Genomic DNA, 15,134 nt, shown 5'->3' with positions numbered 1-15,134 from the left:
CCGGCCCCGGCGCTCCTGTCCCCGGCGAACTACTTGGTCACCACCAACTTGCCCTTCATCAAGGTGGAGTGGCCGGGGAAGCTGCAGAAGAAGTTGTAGTCGCCGCCGGCGGTCAGCTTCTTGCCGGGGAGCGTGATTCTGGTCTTCTGGCCGCCGCCAATCAGGGTGGTGGCGGCGAGCACGCGGGCGTCGCCCTTGGGCACGTAGTGGTTGCCCACGCCGGCCTTGATGGCGTCGCGGGCGATGCCGTCCATGTCCTTGGCGGCGGAGATGACCACGTTATGGCCCATCGCGGCGGCCGGCATCTTGCCGGTGTGGGCCAGCTCGATGGTGATCGTCGGGCAACTGGCCGAGACGGTGGCCGTCTTCAGATCGAACTTCATCGCATCGTCGCCCTTCAGGCTGACGGTGCAGTTGTTGGCGGCCTGGGCCATGCCGGCGGCGGCCATCAGGCCCAGGGCGAGCAGGGAAGCGGAAACGACTTTCATCGGAAACTCCTTGGTGTGGTTGCGGGGATTCAATGGACGGGGGAAGCGGAGGAGGACAGGGCGGTGCGGACGGCGGCGACGAAGGCCGGATCCGGTATCGCGCTGGCCACCTCGGAGCGGGCGAGGACGCGGCCATCGGCATCCACCAGCACCAGCACGCTGGTGTGGTTGATGCTGCCGTCCTCGCGCGGGCGGTAGCGCACGTCGAGCACGCTGGCGATCGCGCGGGCATCGTTGGCGCCGGGTTGCAGGAACCGCCATTGCGCGGGCACGCGGTGCCGTTGCGCGGTCTCGCGCAGGGCCTGCGGGGTGTCGCGGGCGGGATCCAGGCTGATCATCACCAGCTCCACGCGCGCGCGTTCGGCGGGCGTCAGCTGTTTCTGCACCGCCTTGCCGTTCTCGATGATGAGCGGGCACATGAGGTGGCAGTTGGTGTAGAACATCGACACGATGCGTGGCTTGCCGCGCAGATCCCGCCATTGGCCGGTGTTGCCGTCCTGGTCGGTGACCTTCGCGTCCAGTTGGTAGAGGGAATCACCCGGCAGCGTCTGCGCGGCGGCGGGGAGGCCGGGCTGCAGAAGCGCCAGCCCGAGCAGGAGGAAAGAAAGGGGCATCTTCATGGCTGGCTCCTTGCGCAGCGGAATCCGAGGTTGCCGAGGGTGTTGACCGGTTGCAGGGCGGACAGCAGGGCGAAGCGTTTCATCACCCCGTAGTGCTGGCGGTCGTTGAAGGCCAGCGAGGTGGCGCCGCAGTACTTGAGCTTGTCGCCGTCGTCTGCGCCGCGCTTGTCGCTGTCGCCCATCAGGGTGGCGAAGTCGTCCACCCATTCCCACGCCACGCCATGCAGGCCGTGGATGCCGTAGGCGTTGGGCGGCGCGTCGCCGGCATCGAGGGCGCGGGCGGTGGCGTCGTTGAGCAGGAGGGCCTGCCAGCCCTGGTCGGCGCGGGCGTCGCGCCGATCGGCATCGGCGGCGGCGGCGTATTCCCATTCCAGGAAGGTCGGCAGGCGCGCGTCCTGCGCGCGGCAGTAGGCATCGGCGGCGTACCAGCTGACCTGCACCACCGGCGCGTCCGCGCCGACCGCCGCGCCCGGCACGGTGGCGCTTTCCCAGTGCCCGAGGTAACCGGGACCGGCGAACAGCGCCGGCACCCGATCCCGTCGCCATTGCGGCTGCCGTTCGACGAAGCGGGCGAAGTCGGCGTTGCTGACCGCGCGTTCCATCAGGGCGAAGGCCGGGACGGAACGCGCGTCGCTGCTTTCCTCGTAGCGGATGGCCGAGCGGAAGCTTCCGCCCGGCACGTCCACGTAGCCGGGACCGCTCGCCATCGCCGGCGCGACGAGGCTTGCAAGCAGCAGGGCGGGCAGTCTCCGGTACATGGGCATCCTCACGGGGGTTCTTCGCTTACTTGCCGGCAGGTTCGCCCTGTGGGTATTCCTTGCTCGACTGCTGGCCGGTGTAGATGTCGTGCTTGGCCTCGCCATCGACCTTCAGGATGCCCAGCGAGCCCTTGTGGAAGGTGCGGAAGATGCTGTGGTCGACCAGCACGAAGTTGCCCGGCACGTCGGCCTTGAACTCGACGATGGTCGCGCCACCGGCAGGCACCAGCGTGGTCTGCACGTTTTCCTGGTACTTGCTGCCGCCTTCCATGTAGACCTTGTCGAAGATCTCGCCGATGACGTGGAAGCTGGACACCAGGTTGGGGCCGCCATTGCCGACGAACATGCGGATGCTCTCGCCGGCCTTGGCCTGCAGCGCGTTGTCGCCCGTCAGCGATCCTTCCGCGCCGTTGAACACCACGTAGGTCGGATGCTCGTCGATGGCCTTTTCCAGGCTGAAGGGCTGCAGGCCGGGTTCGCCGTACTTGCCCTCGGTGTAGAAGTCGCCCTGCATCACGTAGAACTCCTTGTCCACCTTCGGCAGGCCTTCCGGCGGCTCGACCAGGATCAGGCCGTACATGCCGTTGGCGATGTGCATGCCGACCGGCGGCATCGCGCAGTGGTAGACGTACAGGCCGGGATTCAGCGCCTTGAAGGTGAACTGCGTTTCGTGGCCGGGCAGGGTGAACGTCGCCTCGGCACCGCCGCCCGTGCCGGTGACGGCATGCAGGTCGATGTTGTGCGGCATGTGCGAGCTGTGGTGGTTCTTCAGGTGGAACTCCACCGTGTCGCCCTGGCGAACGCGGATGAAACTGCCCGGCACCGAACCACCGAAGGTCCAGAAGTTGTAGGTCACGCCGTCGGAGATCTTCATCTCCTTCTCGACCACTTCCAGGTCGACGATGACCTTGGCCGGCGTGCTGCGCGTGATCGGCGGCGGCACCATCGGCGGGGCGGTCAGGACCGCCTTGATCGGTTCGCCCAGCGGGGCGGAGGCATCGCCGGCAAGGGCGTTGCCGGCCAGCGTGGCGCCCATCGCGCAGGCGAGGGCGTAATAAAGCAGGGAGTTGCTCTTGCGCTTCATGGCGCGTTCCTTGTCATGGCCTTGGGCCGATGGGGGAACGTTAGTTGTCCGACCTTCGTGGTCGCCTTGATTTGCATCAATCGCCGACCCCGATTCGGCGAAAAAAGCCGGCAAATGCGACCCGCTTGACATGGATCAAGATCGCCCGCGCCTGCGACAACCTGACGCATCCCAACGTTAGAGCGACTCCAGACAATGGCACCGACCTAAACGGAGTGTCGTGTCATGCGTAGAGATTGTCTTGCCGTCGCCCTCTCCCTCGCGCTCGCACCGGTTTCGATGGTGCTCGCCGCCGAGGCGCCGCCCAACGATGCCGGCCAGCATGTGCATGACGTGGGACCCGCTTCGCCCACCGAACTCGATGGCGTGGTCGTGGTCGGCGTGGCGCCGGCGATGGCGACCACCTTCGTCACCGATCCCAAACTGCCGCGCCAGCCGGTGCCGGCGAGCGACGGCGCCGATTACCTGAAGACGATTCCCGGCTTCGCGCTGTTGCGCAGCGGTGGCACCAACGGTGACCCGGTGCTGCGCGGCATGTTCGGATCGCGGTTGAACCTGATGACCAACGACGGTGCATTGAGCGGCGCCTGTCCCTCGCGCATGGACAACGCGATGTCCTACATCGCGCCGGAAACCTACGATCGCCTGGTGGTCATCAAGGGACCGCAGACGGTGCTGTGGGGCGGTGGCGCATCGGCGGGCACGGTGCGCTTCGAACGCGAGATTCCGTACTTCGACCGCCCCGGCGTACGCGTCAACGCCAGCGCGCTGGCCGGCAGCCGAAACCGCAACGACCAGGTGGTGGACGCCACGCTCGGCAACTCCACCGGTTATGTGCGTCTGGGCGGCAACCGTTCGGAAGCGGACGACTACCAGGATGGCAATGGCGACGAGGTGCCGTCGGCATGGCGCAAGTGGAACGCCGATGCCGCGTTGGGCTGGACGCCGGACGCGAACACCGTGCTGGAACTGAGCGCCGGCGCCGGCGACGCGCAGGCGCGCTATGCCGGTCGCGGCATGGACGGTTCGCGTTTCCGTCGCGACAGCCTCGGCGTGCGCTTCGAGAAGAGCGACATCGGCGGCGTGCTGGATGCCTTCAAGGCCAACCTGTATCTCAACGACGTCGATCACGTGATGGACAACTACACGCTGCGGCGGCCGGATCCGTCCAGCAGCATGCCGATGCCGATGGCCAGCAACGTCGGCCACCGCACCTGGGGCGGGCGCGCGGCCGCGACCTGGCAGCAGGGCGAGTGGGAAATCACCGCCGGCGTGGATCTGCGCGACAGTCGCCATCGCCAGCGCAGCGGCATGGGACGCGGCGCCTACCGGCTGCAGCCTTGGACGGTGGATGCGCGCTTCCGCACCTTCGGCGCATTCGCCGAATCGCACTGGCACATCACCGACAAGCACCACCTGATGAGTGGTCTGCGCCTGGACCGCGCGCAGGTGCGGGATCTGCGCCGCAGCACCGGCGGCATGATGCCGATGCCCAATCCGACCGCCGGCCAGGAACGCAGCGAAACCCTGCCCAGCGCGTTCGTCCGCTACGAATACGACATGTCCGGGCGTCTCGGCGCCTATGTGGGTCTGGGCCACACCCAGCGCATGCCCGACTACTGGGAACTGTTTTCGCCCAAGCGCGGACCGGCCGGTGCGGCCAACGCCTTCGCCGGCGTCCAGCCCGAGCGCACCACCCAGCTCGACCTGGGCCTGCAGTACCGCGGCGAACGCGTCGAGGCATGGGTATCGGTCTATGCCGGCCGCATGCAGGACTACATCCTGTTCGACTACCTGCCCGGGATGATGGGCATGGGCGCGACCACCCGCGCGCGCAACATCGATGCCGACATCCGCGGCGGCGAGGCGGGCGTGGAGTGGCGGCCGGCCGATGGCTGGAAACTCGACGGCGCGCTGGCCTACGCCTGGGGCGAGGATCGCGCCAGCGGCAAGTCGCTGCCGCAGATGACCCCGCTGGAACTGCGCCTGTCGGCCAGCCGCGAATACCGGCGCTGGTCGTGGGGCACGCTGCTGCGCATCGTCGACGACCAGGATCGGGTGAGCACGGGGCAGGGCAACGTGGTCGGACGCGATCTCGGCCCGAGCGCGGGCTTCGCGGCGTTCTCGGTCAATGGCGGCTACCGCTTCAGCGACCAGCTGCAACTCACCGCAGGCATCGACAACCTGTTCGACCGCGCCTACAGCGAACACCTCAATCTGGGCGGCAACAGCGCGTTCGGCTATCCGGCCGATCCGGTGCGCATCAACGAACCCGGCCGCACCGCCTGGTTGAAGCTCAACTACCGCTACTGAGCGCGCATCGACGCGCGCCTTCCAAGCACGAAGAAAAAAGGGGAACACACGCATGAGACATCTCATCGGCGGACTGCTGGGCCTGCCTTGCCTGGCCCTCGCGCTTCCGGCCATCGCCGCCTCGCCGGAGGACACCGGCGGCAAACTGATCCTGGATGCCCGCTACCGCTTCGAGCAGGTCGATCAGGACAATGCGCTCGTCACCGCCAAGGCGCATACCCTGCGCACCCGCATCGGCTATCGCACGCCACGCTGGCACGGCCTGTCCGGGCTGGTGGAAATCGACGATGTCCGCCACCTGGGCGCGGAACACTTCAACGACACCCGCAACGGCCACGCCGGCTACGCCACGGTCGGCGACCCGGAAGGCACCGAGGTCAACCAGGCGCTGATCCGCTACGCGGCGGACTGGGGCAACGCGCAGGTCGGCCGCCAGCGCATCAACCTGGGCAACCAGCGCTTCGTCGGCGGCGTGGGCTGGCGGCAGAATGAGCAGACCTACGATGGCGCGATGATCGAATTGACGCCGGGCGCCGGCTGGAAGCTGACCTATGCGTACCTGGACAACATCAACAGCGTGTTCGGCCCGGACGACACCCACCCGGTCAGCCGCACCGCGCCGGCCGACATCGAGGGCCACAGCCATCTGTTGCAGGCGCAGTACGCGTTCTCGCCGAACCTGACCGCCATCGGCTACCACTACCGGCTGGGCCTGGACAACCTCGCGGTGGTCGCGGGGGCGCCGCTGGGCACGCTTTCCAGCCGCACCAGCGGCCTGCGCATGCAGGGCAAGGCCGGCGGGTTCTCCTACGTGCTGGAACACGCGCGGCAGCGCGAGCTGGCGGGAAACCCGTGGCGGCTGGACAGCCGCTACTGGCTGGCCGAAGCCGGCTACCGCTGGCAGGACATCCAGTGGAAGGCCGGCTACGAAGTGCTGGGCGCGGGCGGCGGCACGGGCAACCGCGCGTTCCAGACGCCACTGGCGACCAAGCACGCGTTCCAGGGCTGGGCCGATCAGTTCCTGACCACCCCGACCGACGGACTGCGCGATGCCTACGCCGGCTTCAGCCTGCCGCTGGGCGGTGGCGAATGGCAAACCTGGTACCACGACTTCCGCAGCGATCGCGGCGGCGACCGTTTCGGCCGCGAGCTGGATCTGTCCTGGCGCCGCGCGATACCCGGCGTGAAGGGACTGGAAGGCCTGCTCAAGCTGGCGAGCTACCGCAGCAGTGACACCTCCCGCACGGTGGATACCGACAAGTTCTGGGTGCAGGTGCAGTACACGTACTGAGCCGTTCCGGCTTGACGTGGATCAATGTGTCCCGTGGCGGGGCGTGAGGACAATGCCGCCTCCTTCCCGCCACAGGACGCGGCATGGCTTTCCACGATCTGCGCGAATTCCTGGAACATCTTTCCGGGCACGGACAGTTGCTGGACATCGACGCGCCGGTCAGCCCGGAGCTGGAAAGCACCGCGCTGAGCCTGCGGGCACTGCGCGAATCCGGGCCGGCGCTGCTGATGCACAACGCCGGCTCGAACCATGCGTTGCTGGGCAATCTGTTCGGCCATCGGCGCCGCATCGAGCTGGCGCTGGCCGGCCGGCCGCTGGCCTCGTTGCGTGAACTGGGCGAACTGCTGGCCAGCATCAAGGAACCGCGCTGGCCCGGCAATCTGCGCAGCGCGCTGTCCGACTGGCCGGGGCTGGCGCAACTGGCCTACGTCGCGCCGCGGGTGGTCGACGCCGCCGCGTTCAACGAACAGGTGCTGGAAGGCGGGGACGTCGATCTGGGACGCCTGCCGATCCAGCGTTGCTGGCCGGAAGACGTCGATCGCCTGATCACCTTCGGCCTGGTGATTACCCGCGGCATCCATCAGCAGCGGCAGAACGTGGCGATCTACCGGCAACAGGTGATCGGCCGCAACCGGGTGATCATGCGCTGGCTACCGCATCGCGGCGGCGCGCTCGATTACGCCAGCTGGCAGGCCGCGCATCCGGAGAAGCCCTTTCCGGTGCTGGTCGCGATCGGCGCCGATCCGGCCACGCTGCTGGCGGCGGTGGCGCCGGTGCCGGACACGCTGTCGGAATACGAATTCGCCGGTCTGCTGCGGGCCGCGCGCACGCGGGTCTGGCGCAGCGCGCTGACCGGCCTGGATGCGCCGGCGGGCGCGGAAATCCTGTTGGAGGGTTTCATCCATCCCGGCGACACCGCGCTGGAAGGCCCGTTCGGCGATCACACCGGCTACTACAACGCGCAGGCGCACTTCCCGGTGCTCACCATCGAGCGCATGCGCCTGCGTCGCGACGCCATCTACCACGGCAGCTACATGGGGCGGGCGCCGTTCGACGAGCCCTCGGTGCTGTCGATGGCGCTGAACGACATCTTCGTGCCGATCCTGCGCAAGGTGTTCCCGGAGATCGTGGACTTCTACCTGCCGCCGGAGGCGTGTTCGTACCGGGTGGCGGTGGTCAGCATCCGCAAGCAATACGCCGGGCACGCACGGCGGGTGATGATGGGCATCTGGTCATACCTGCGCCAATTCACCTACACCAAGTTCGTCATCGTCACCGACGAGGACATCGACGTGCGCGACTGGGCGCAGGTGATCTGGGCGGTGTCCACCCGGGTGGATCCGGCGCGCGACAGCATGCTGGTGGAGAACACGCCGATCGACTACCTGGATTTCGCCACGCCGGTTTCGGGCGTGGGCTCCAAGCTCGGCCTGGACGCGACCCGCAAATGGGCGAGCGAGAGCGCGCGCGAATGGGGACGCCCGATCACCCTGGATCCGCAGGTCGAGCAGCGCGTGGATGCATTGTGGCGGCAGGTATGCCGGACCGCCGCCGCCGAGGCCGGCGGTCTCGACGCGAAACCGGCCGAAGCCGGCATTGAAGTGGTCGCCGCCTGGGCGCCGCGCCCCGTGCATTCCGCCGACTGGAGAACTCCCTGATGCAACTGGTATGTCCCGCCGGCAACCTGCCGGCGCTGAAGGCCGCCATCGACGCCGGCGCCGACGCGGTCTACGCGGGCTTCCGCGACCAGACCAACGCGCGCGCCTTCCCTGGCCTGAACTTCGACGACGCCGAGATGCGCGAAGGCATCGCCTATGCGCATGCACGCGGACGCCAGGTGTACCTGGCGCTGAACACGTACCCGGACAGCGCGCGGCTGCCGCAATGGCGGCACGCGGTGGATCAGGCGGCCGCGTTCGGCGCCGACGCCATCATCGCCGCCGAGATGGCGGTGCTGCACTACGCGTCGCGGCAACACCCCGGGCTGGCGAGGCATCTGTCGGTGCAGGGTTCGGCGACCACCGCCGCGGCGTTGCGCTATGCGCACGAGCGCTTCGGCATCGCCCGCGCGGTATTGCCGCGCGTGCTGTCGGTGCAGCAGGTCGAGCGACTGTGCCAGGCCTCGCCGGTGCCGCTGGAGGTGTTCGCGTTCGGCAGCCTGTGCATCATGGTGGAGGGACGCTGCCAGCTGTCCAGCTACGTCACCGGGGTGTCGCCGAATCGCCACGGCGTGTGTTCGCCGGCCAGCTTCGTGCGCTGGGAGGAACATCCGGACCAGGGACGCAGCGTCCGCCTGAACGGCATGCTCATCGATCGTTTCGGCGCGACCGAGCCGGCCGGCTATCCCACCGTGTGCAAGGGGCGCTACGCCGTCGGCGGCGAGATCTTCCATGCACTGGAGGAACCCACCAGCCTCAACACCCTGGAATTGCTGCCGCGCCTGGCCGAGGCTGGCGTGGCGGCGCTGAAGATCGAGGGCCGGCAGCGCGGCGCGGCGTACGTGCGCACCGTGACCCGGGTCTGGCGCGAGGCCATCGACGCGCAGGCGCGCGCGCCGGCCGACTGGCGCCTGCGCGAGGACTGGCAGGCCGATCTTTCCGCCCACGCCGAGGGCCAGCAGACCACCCTCGGCCCCTATCACCGCGCCTGGCATTGACGATGAAACTCAGTCTTGGACCATTGCAGTATTTCTGGCCGCGCGAGCGCGTGCTGGCCTTCTACCGCGAGGCCGCGCGGTGGCCGCTGGACATCCTCTATCTCGGCGAGACCGTGTGCAGCAAGCGCCGCGAACTGCGCACCCGCGACTGGCTGGCGCTGGCCGAGGAACTGGCCGCCAGCGGCAAGCAGATCGTGCTGTCGTCGCTGGCCCTGATCGAGGCCGAGTCCGAACTGTCGACGGTGGTGCGACTGGCGGAGAACGGCGCGTTCCTGCTGGAAGCCAACGATCTGTCCGCCGTGCAGGTCTGCCGCGAGCGCGGCCTGCCGTTCGTGGCCGGACCCACGCTGAATGTCTACAACCACGTCGCCCTGGGCCTGCTGATCGAGGACGGGCTGGTGCGCTGGGTGCCGGGCGTGGAGCAGGGGCGCCGGTTGCTGGAGGAACTGCGCGCGGGGATGGTGGAGCAGGGCACGCCGATGCCGGAGCTGGAAATCATGGCCTGGGGGCGCCTGCCGCTGGCCTGGTCGGCGCGCTGCTTCACCGCCCGCGCCTACGACGTGCCCAAGGACGACTGCGGTTTCCGCTGCATCGAGCACCCCGACGGACTGCCGCTGGGTACCCGCGAAGGCGAGGCGTTCATGGTGATCAACGGCATCCAGGTGCAGGGCATGGAGATCGTCGACATGGCGCCCGAGCGCGACGAGCTGATTGCCTGCGGCGTGGACATCCTGCGGCTGTCGCCCGCGCAGGACGACATGGCGGCGGTGGTGGATCATTTCCACCGGATGCTGCGCGCGCCACTGCCGCCGCCACGGTTGGGGGCGCGCAACGGCTACTGGCATGGAAAGCCCGGACGTGCGTCGCTGGCGGCGCCGGAACCGGCCTGAAGGCGGATGTCGAACGACGCGGCGGGAGTCATCCCGCTGCTTTCGCATGCCACGAATTCGAATGACAGGCGCGGCGCGGTTCAGTCGACCGGCGCGTCGCTCCGGTAATGCGCGCCCAGGCTGCGCGTCCGCGCCAGCGCCGCGTCCAGGATCCGCGTGACCAGTTCGCCCTGCCAGCTGCCGGCAAGGCCGGCATCGCGCGCCAGTTCCTCACGCGCCTCGCGCATCACCGCTCCGTCGCGCACCGGTCCCAGCGCGCGCCAGGTCAGTGCGCGCAGTTCGAGCAGCGCCGCCGTGTCGGCGGAGCGTCCGCGCACCACCCAGCGGCCGTGTTCGGTGGGCAGATGCCGATGGATGCCGGCCAGCGACTGGCCCAGGCGGCGGCCGTAGACCACGCCCTCCAGCAGCGAATTGCTGGCCAGCCGGTTGGCGCCATGCACGCCGTTGCAGGCGGCCTCGCCAACCGCGTACAGGCCTTCCACCGCGGTGCGCCCGTCCAGATCCGCGGCGATGCCGCCCATGTGGAAGTGCGCGGCGGGGGTCACCGGGATGCGCTGCACCCGCGGGTCGATGCCGTGCGCGCGGCACAGCGCGTACACGGTGGGGAACTGCAGCAGCCAAGTCTCGTGCAGGTGGGTGGCATCCAGCCAGATGCGCTGACCGGCCTGTTGCGCTTGCCACACTTGCCGGGCCACCACGTCGCGGGGCGCGAGATCGCCCAGCGGATGGCGCTCGGCCATGATCGGGGCGCCGTCGTCGTCGTACAGGCGCGCGCCGGCGCCGCGCAGCGCTTCGGTGATCAGCGGCAGCGCGCCGTTGACCCGGACCGACAGTGCGGTGGGATGGAACTGGACGAACTCCAGGTCGCGCGCCTGCGCGCCGGCGGCGAGCGCCAGCGCAAGCCCATTGCCGTCGGCGCCGGAGGGATTGGTGCTGGCCGCGAACAGCGCGCCGCAGCCACCGGTGGCGAGCACCAGTTCGGCGCAGTCGATGTCCTCGCTGCGGCCTTCATCCGGCCAGGCGATGCGCAGTCCGCTGACGCCCTGGTCGCCGATCCGCAGCGCGTCCAGCATCGCCGGTGGACGCCAGTCGATATGCGGCGCGTTCTGCGCCGCGCGGATCAGCGCCAGCAGCAGCGAGGCGCCGCTGGCGTCGCCACCGGCATGGACGATGCGGTTGCGCCGATGCCCGCCTTCGCGACCCAGCAGGAAGCGCGTTCCTTCCAGGTCGAAGGGAACCCCCTGCGCCTGCAGCCAGCGCACCGCCATCACCGCGTTGTCGACCAGGTAGCGGACCGCGTCGTAGTCGTTGTGATCGGCGCCGGCGGCCAGGGTGTCGTGCGCATGCGCGTCGGCGCTGTCGCCGCTGTCCAGCGCCGCGGCGATGCCGCCCTGGGCCAGCGCGGTGCAACAGTCGATGCCGGCTGGCGCGCGTCCCAGCAACAGCACCTTGCGCGGCGCGGCCGACAGCGCGGTCGCCAGGCCGGCGACGCCGCAACCCACCACCACCAGTGGCGGCGCGCCGCTCACGGGCGTTCGCCCCGGCCCACGGCAAGCATCCGCGCCAGCGCGGCGCGCGCGCCGGCTGCCACCTGTTCCGGCACTTCCACCACGTGGCGCAGGTCGCGCAGGCAGGCATAGATGTTCGGCAGGGTGATCCGCTTCATGTGCGGGCACAGGTTGCAGGGCTTGATGAACTCGACATCGGGAAAGCGATGGCGCAGGTTGTCGGCCATCGAGCATTCGGTGATCAGGGCGACGCGGCGCGGACGCTCGCGTTCCAGCCACGCGCCCATCGCGGTGGTCGAACCGACGAAATCGGCCTCGCGCTGCACTTCCGGCGGGCACTCCGGATGCGCGACCAGGCGCGCATCGAAGGTCTCGCGGGTATGCCGTGCCTGCTGCGCGGTGAACTGTTCGTGCACTTCGCAGCGGCCGTCCCACAGCACCAGTTCAACGCCGGTCTGGGCGGCGACGTGATGGCCGAGGAAGGCGTCGGGCAGGAAGATGACCTTGTCCGCGCCCATCGCCTCGACCACCTGCACCGCATTGGCGGAGGTGCAGCAGGCATCGGACTCGGCCTTCACCGCCGCACTGGTATTGACGTAGCTGACCACCGGCGCACCGGGATGGCGCGCGCGCAGGGCGCGCACGTCGTCGGCGGTGATGGAGGCCGCCAGCGAACAGCCCGCCTCGGGATCCGGAATCAGCACGGTGCGCCGCGGCGCCAGGATCTTCGCGGTCTCGGCCATGAAATGGACGCCGCACAGCACGATGATCTCCGCGTCGCAGTCGGCGGCCGCCTGCGCCAGCGCCAGCGAGTCGCCGGTGACGTCTGCCACGCCATGGAAGATCTCCGGCGACTGGTAGCTGTGCGCCATGATCACCGCGCCGCGTTCACGCTTGAGTTCGCGGATGGCATCGATCCAGGGCAGGTGCAGCGGCCACTCCAGGCACGGCACGGTATCGCCCACGCGCGCGGTCAGATCCGCGTAGCGATCTTCCAGGTCCGGCGTCCAGCGCGGCGCATGCGTGGCGTTCATGCGGCCCGCCCGGCGTGTGCGCGATGGGTCTGCCGCGCGTCGCGCGCCAGACGCGCGCCGCGTTGCAGGAGGATGCGCGAGGCGAGCGGAAAGGCTTCCCAAGGCAACCGATCCAGCAGGTTGCGCAGGAACAGCCCGAGTTCGGTGTCGCCGGTCAGCATCAGGCGGCGCTGGAAAAACAGGGTATCGGCGTCCTCCAGCCGGCTCGCCAGCAGCAGCAGATCGGTGGCGCTGCCGCTCACCGTGGCTTCCGCGTCGCCCTGCGCCAGATGCAGGCCGTCGGCGCGCAATTCGAACACCCAGCGCTGATCGAGATCGGTGATTTCGATGCCGAGTCGGCGGCCGGCGATCGGCTCCAGGACACGCCGTACCTGCGGAGACGCCAGCGCGGGCGCGAGCAGGCGCAACGCCGCGCGTTGGCGCAACGGTCCCGGTATCCGCGCGAGCCAGGGCCGCAGGCGGCGTGGCGGTGGCAGCCAGCGAAGCAGGGGGGAAGGTGCGGAAGCGGAACGGGTCGATGACGGACCGGAATGGGCCATGGGAAGGGTCGGTTCGGAAAGGGGGGAAGAAGCCCGCGACTGGCGGCGATGGGCTTCTGCGATCAGCAGCCGCATCAGTCGTTCGGCGCTGGACGGAGAAATGCCGGCGCGGCTTGCGAGCCGGCGCGCGCGTTCCCGGACCCGGTGCTCGCGTCGCGCGTCGGTCTGCGCCAGGCCCGCGTCGCGCTTGATCCGGCCGGCCAGTCCGGCCAGCCGCTGGCGTCCGCCCAGCAGGATCACCATCGCGTCGTCGACCCGGTCGATCGCCACACGGGTACCACCCAGGGCCAGGCGGCTCAGCACGGACCCGCCTCCACGACGGATACGGGCGCGGAAACGACAACAGGGCGATGGCCCGAGGGGGCCGGCGCGGTATGCGATTCGAACGGCGGCATGGCGATCACCGGTACGGTGGGCACATCCTAGGCAGCGCCGGGCGGGCTGCCATTGACCCAGATCAAGCGGGCCGGAAGCGCAGCGCTCCGCGCCAGCAGCGCAGGATCACCCCTCCGCTGGCGCCCCACGCGAGCACCAGCGCGGCGCCGGCCGGCCGCGCCAGCGCGGGATCCACGGTCGCCGCCAGCAGCAGCCCGCCCGCCGCCAGGTGGGCGTACAGCAGCCACTGCTTGTGGGTGTCTTCGAGCAGCCGGTCCACACCCGGCACGCGCACGCCGCGCGGGTGGCGCCGGCGCAGTTCGATCCAGGCCAGGAAACCGACGATTTCCAGCAGCATGCCCAGCACCAGCAGCGGCAGGCCGACGGCGATCACCAGCGCGCCGATCGCCAGCATGGCGCGCGGGGACAGCTCCGGCGCCAGGGTGGCGAGGCAAGCCGCCGCCAGCGCGGTGCAGCCGGCCAGCCAGAACCGGCGCAGCACCGGATTGCGCGGATGCGGCGCACGCCATTGCAGGACCGGAACCGCCAGGCAGAACACCAGCGCGGGCAGGGCGAGGACGCGCGCCGGATGAATGGGCACATCGGCCAGCGCGCGCCAACCCGCCGCGCCGAGGCCGGCGACCAGCACGCCCAGCCAGATCAGCAGCCAGCCGGCGGGAATGCGCCGCGTTCCCTGCAGCATCGGCAGGGTGATGCTGGCGACCGCGCCGAGCAGCGCTAGCGTCCAACCCGCGAGTCCGAACGCGGCGTGCAGGTTGGCGATTCGATCCAGCGGAAGCGCGATCCTGCCCGAGAGAATCGCCAGCCCCGCCAGTCCGAGCGAAGCGGTGGCCAGCAGCGACGCCAGCGCGACGCCGATGCCGAACCGCGCCGCGCGCGCGCCGGTTCCACGCGCCACCGCGATCAGGCCGCCGAGCGCGAACAGCAGCAGCGATGGCGCCAGCAACAGCGAGGCCGCGCCGGTGAGCAGCGGGTGCGGAAACATCAGCGCCGGCACCAGCAGGAGCAGTCCGCCATTGAATGCCGCATGCAACCATGGCGCGAGTCCGGGGCGGGGCAATGGACTGCCGGCGGCGACCGGCAGGAACTGGATCAGGCTGCCGAGCATCGCGTTGCCGAGCACGCCCAGGGTAAACAGGTGCACCAGCACCAGCGTGTGCGGCGCCCAGCGCGTCAGCAGCGCGAATTCACCGCTCCACAGCAGCCATGCGCCGGCGGCGACGCCCCAGGCCAAAGACGACAGCAGGAAGCGCAGCGGTTGCCCGGGCGGCGGTGCCTGGGCGAACGCCAGTCCGCTCATGCGATTCGCGGCGGCTCCAGCGCGGCGCGATCGTCGGCATGGCAGATCGCGATGCAGGCGTCACCGGCGGGCAGATCCTGCACGCGGTACGCGTAGCCCCAGGCGTCGAGCAGCGACATCAGCGGCAGCGGCCGGAACGGCGTGAACGCCACCAGCCGCCCGCCGCGCGGCAACGCTTCCAGGCTGGCGAGGATCCGCTGCATCGGTTCCGGCGGCGCGAGTTCGCGCAGATCCAGTCGCATCAGGGACACGGTGTT

13 protein-coding genes and 1 pseudogene are annotated in these 15,134 nt (G+C 69.6%); 5 read left to right on the top strand and 9 right to left on the bottom strand.

Annotation, left to right across the window (positions count from 1 at the left end):
* Positions 1 to 29: 29 nt before the first annotated feature.
* From azu to nirK, 4 genes are read right to left on the bottom strand one after another with little or no spacing between them, the layout of a single operon-like run.
* Positions 30 to 488 carry an azurin gene (gene azu / locus FHW78_RS00850; protein ID WP_183636511.1) on the bottom strand — a complete coding sequence of 153 codons (459 nt, stop codon included), beginning with the start codon at positions 486 to 488 and terminating at the stop codon, positions 30 to 32.
* A gap of 29 nt (positions 489 to 517) precedes the next feature.
* The gene (locus tag FHW78_RS00845) at positions 518 to 1,108 is read right to left on the bottom strand and encodes an SCO family protein (protein ID WP_183636507.1); all 591 of its coding nucleotides are present in this window, start codon (positions 1,106 to 1,108) and stop codon (positions 518 to 520) included.
* Entirely contained in the window at positions 1,105 to 1,866 is a 762-nt protein-coding gene (locus FHW78_RS00840) for a formylglycine-generating enzyme family protein (protein ID WP_255443124.1), read from the bottom strand. The genes FHW78_RS00845 and FHW78_RS00840 overlap by 4 nt, the downstream gene beginning before the upstream one ends.
* Before the next feature lie 25 nt (positions 1,867 to 1,891).
* Positions 1,892 to 2,950, bottom strand: a complete 1,059-nt coding sequence (nirK, locus tag FHW78_RS00835) for a copper-containing nitrite reductase (protein ID WP_235997000.1) — start codon at positions 2,948 to 2,950, stop codon at positions 1,892 to 1,894.
* 225 nt (positions 2,951 to 3,175) lie between these two features.
* On the opposite strand from nirK, the gene FHW78_RS00830 reads away from it, so the two are divergent.
* From FHW78_RS00830 to FHW78_RS00810, 5 genes and pseudogenes are all read left to right on the top strand, one after another.
* Positions 3,176 to 5,263: a TonB-dependent copper receptor gene (locus FHW78_RS00830; protein WP_183636505.1), complete on the top strand. Its 2,088-nt coding sequence runs from the start codon at positions 3,176 to 3,178 to the stop codon at positions 5,261 to 5,263.
* Positions 5,264 to 5,315: 52 nt separating this feature from the next.
* The gene (locus FHW78_RS00825; protein ID WP_183636502.1) at positions 5,316 to 6,554 is read left to right on the top strand and encodes an alginate export family protein; all 1,239 of its coding nucleotides are present in this window, start codon (positions 5,316 to 5,318) and stop codon (positions 6,552 to 6,554) included.
* 83 nt (positions 6,555 to 6,637) lie between these two features.
* A pseudogene (locus tag FHW78_RS00820) lies at positions 6,638 to 8,092 on the top strand (UbiD family decarboxylase); the annotation flags it as partial.
* Positions 8,093 to 8,211: 119 nt separating this feature from the next.
* Positions 8,212 to 9,210, top strand: a complete 999-nt coding sequence (locus FHW78_RS00815) for a peptidase U32 family protein (RefSeq protein ID WP_183636496.1) — start codon at positions 8,212 to 8,214, stop codon at positions 9,208 to 9,210.
* Between the two features lie 2 nt (positions 9,211 to 9,212).
* Positions 9,213 to 10,100, top strand: a complete 888-nt coding sequence (locus tag FHW78_RS00810; protein WP_183636492.1) for a U32 family peptidase — start codon at positions 9,213 to 9,215, stop codon at positions 10,098 to 10,100.
* Positions 10,101 to 10,180: 80 nt separating this feature from the next.
* Here the strand turns inward: FHW78_RS00810 and FHW78_RS00805 are convergent, their stop codons facing one another.
* From FHW78_RS00805 to FHW78_RS00785, 5 genes are all read right to left on the bottom strand, one after another.
* A complete protein-coding gene (locus tag FHW78_RS00805) occupies positions 10,181 to 11,629 on the bottom strand; it encodes an FAD-binding protein (protein WP_183636489.1) in 1,449 nt (482 codons plus the stop codon).
* A complete protein-coding gene (nadA, locus tag FHW78_RS00800) occupies positions 11,626 to 12,642 on the bottom strand; it encodes a quinolinate synthase NadA (RefSeq protein ID WP_183636486.1) in 1,017 nt (338 codons plus the stop codon). Before nadA ends, FHW78_RS00805 begins: the two co-directional genes overlap by 4 nt.
* Entirely contained in the window at positions 12,639 to 13,484 is an 846-nt protein-coding gene (locus FHW78_RS00795; protein ID WP_343205521.1) for an SCP2 sterol-binding domain-containing protein, read from the bottom strand. The genes nadA and FHW78_RS00795 overlap by 4 nt, the downstream gene beginning before the upstream one ends.
* Before the next feature lie 154 nt (positions 13,485 to 13,638).
* Positions 13,639 to 14,877, bottom strand: a complete 1,239-nt coding sequence (locus tag FHW78_RS00790; protein WP_183636483.1) for a hypothetical protein — start codon at positions 14,875 to 14,877, stop codon at positions 13,639 to 13,641.
* Positions 14,874 to 15,119: a DUF2249 domain-containing protein gene (locus FHW78_RS00785; protein ID WP_225562431.1), complete on the bottom strand. Its 246-nt coding sequence runs from the start codon at positions 15,117 to 15,119 to the stop codon at positions 14,874 to 14,876. Before FHW78_RS00785 ends, FHW78_RS00790 begins: the two co-directional genes overlap by 4 nt.
* Positions 15,120 to 15,134: the final 15 nt, after the last annotated feature.

Origin of the sequence: Pseudoxanthomonas sp. OG2, assembly GCF_014192765.1 — a bacterium.
GTDB classification, from domain to species: Bacteria; Pseudomonadota; Gammaproteobacteria; order Xanthomonadales; family Xanthomonadaceae; genus Pseudoxanthomonas_A; species Pseudoxanthomonas_A beigongshangi.
This window is presented reverse-complemented; position numbering and strand designations above follow the sequence as displayed.

What these genes read in the sequence shown, in the direction of transcription:
- FHW78_RS00825 (WP_183636502.1), top strand. Translation starts at nt 5,316, where the DNA reads ATGAGACATCTCATCGGCGGACTGCTGGGCCTGCCTTGCCTGGCCCTC.
- nadA (WP_183636486.1), bottom strand. Translation starts at nt 12,642, where the DNA reads ATGAACGCCACGCATGCGCCGCGCTGGACGCCGGACCTGGAAGATCGC.
- FHW78_RS00790 (WP_183636483.1), bottom strand. Translation starts at nt 14,877, where the DNA reads ATGAGCGGACTGGCGTTCGCCCAGGCACCGCCGCCCGGGCAACCGCTG.
- FHW78_RS00815 (WP_183636496.1), top strand. Translation starts at nt 8,212, where the DNA reads ATGCAACTGGTATGTCCCGCCGGCAACCTGCCGGCGCTGAAGGCCGCC.
- nirK (WP_235997000.1), bottom strand. Translation starts at nt 2,950, where the DNA reads ATGAAGCGCAAGAGCAACTCCCTGCTTTATTACGCCCTCGCCTGCGCG.
- azu (WP_183636511.1), bottom strand. Translation starts at nt 488, where the DNA reads ATGAAAGTCGTTTCCGCTTCCCTGCTCGCCCTGGGCCTGATGGCCGCC.
- FHW78_RS00840 (WP_255443124.1), bottom strand. Translation starts at nt 1,866, where the DNA reads ATGTACCGGAGACTGCCCGCCCTGCTGCTTGCAAGCCTCGTCGCGCCG.
- FHW78_RS00810 (WP_183636492.1), top strand. Translation starts at nt 9,213, where the DNA reads ATGAAACTCAGTCTTGGACCATTGCAGTATTTCTGGCCGCGCGAGCGC.
- FHW78_RS00845 (WP_183636507.1), bottom strand. Translation starts at nt 1,108, where the DNA reads ATGAAGATGCCCCTTTCTTTCCTCCTGCTCGGGCTGGCGCTTCTGCAG.
- FHW78_RS00830 (WP_183636505.1), top strand. Translation starts at nt 3,176, where the DNA reads ATGCGTAGAGATTGTCTTGCCGTCGCCCTCTCCCTCGCGCTCGCACCG.
- FHW78_RS00785 (WP_225562431.1), bottom strand. Translation starts at nt 15,119, where the DNA reads ATGCGACTGGATCTGCGCGAACTCGCGCCGCCGGAACCGATGCAGCGG.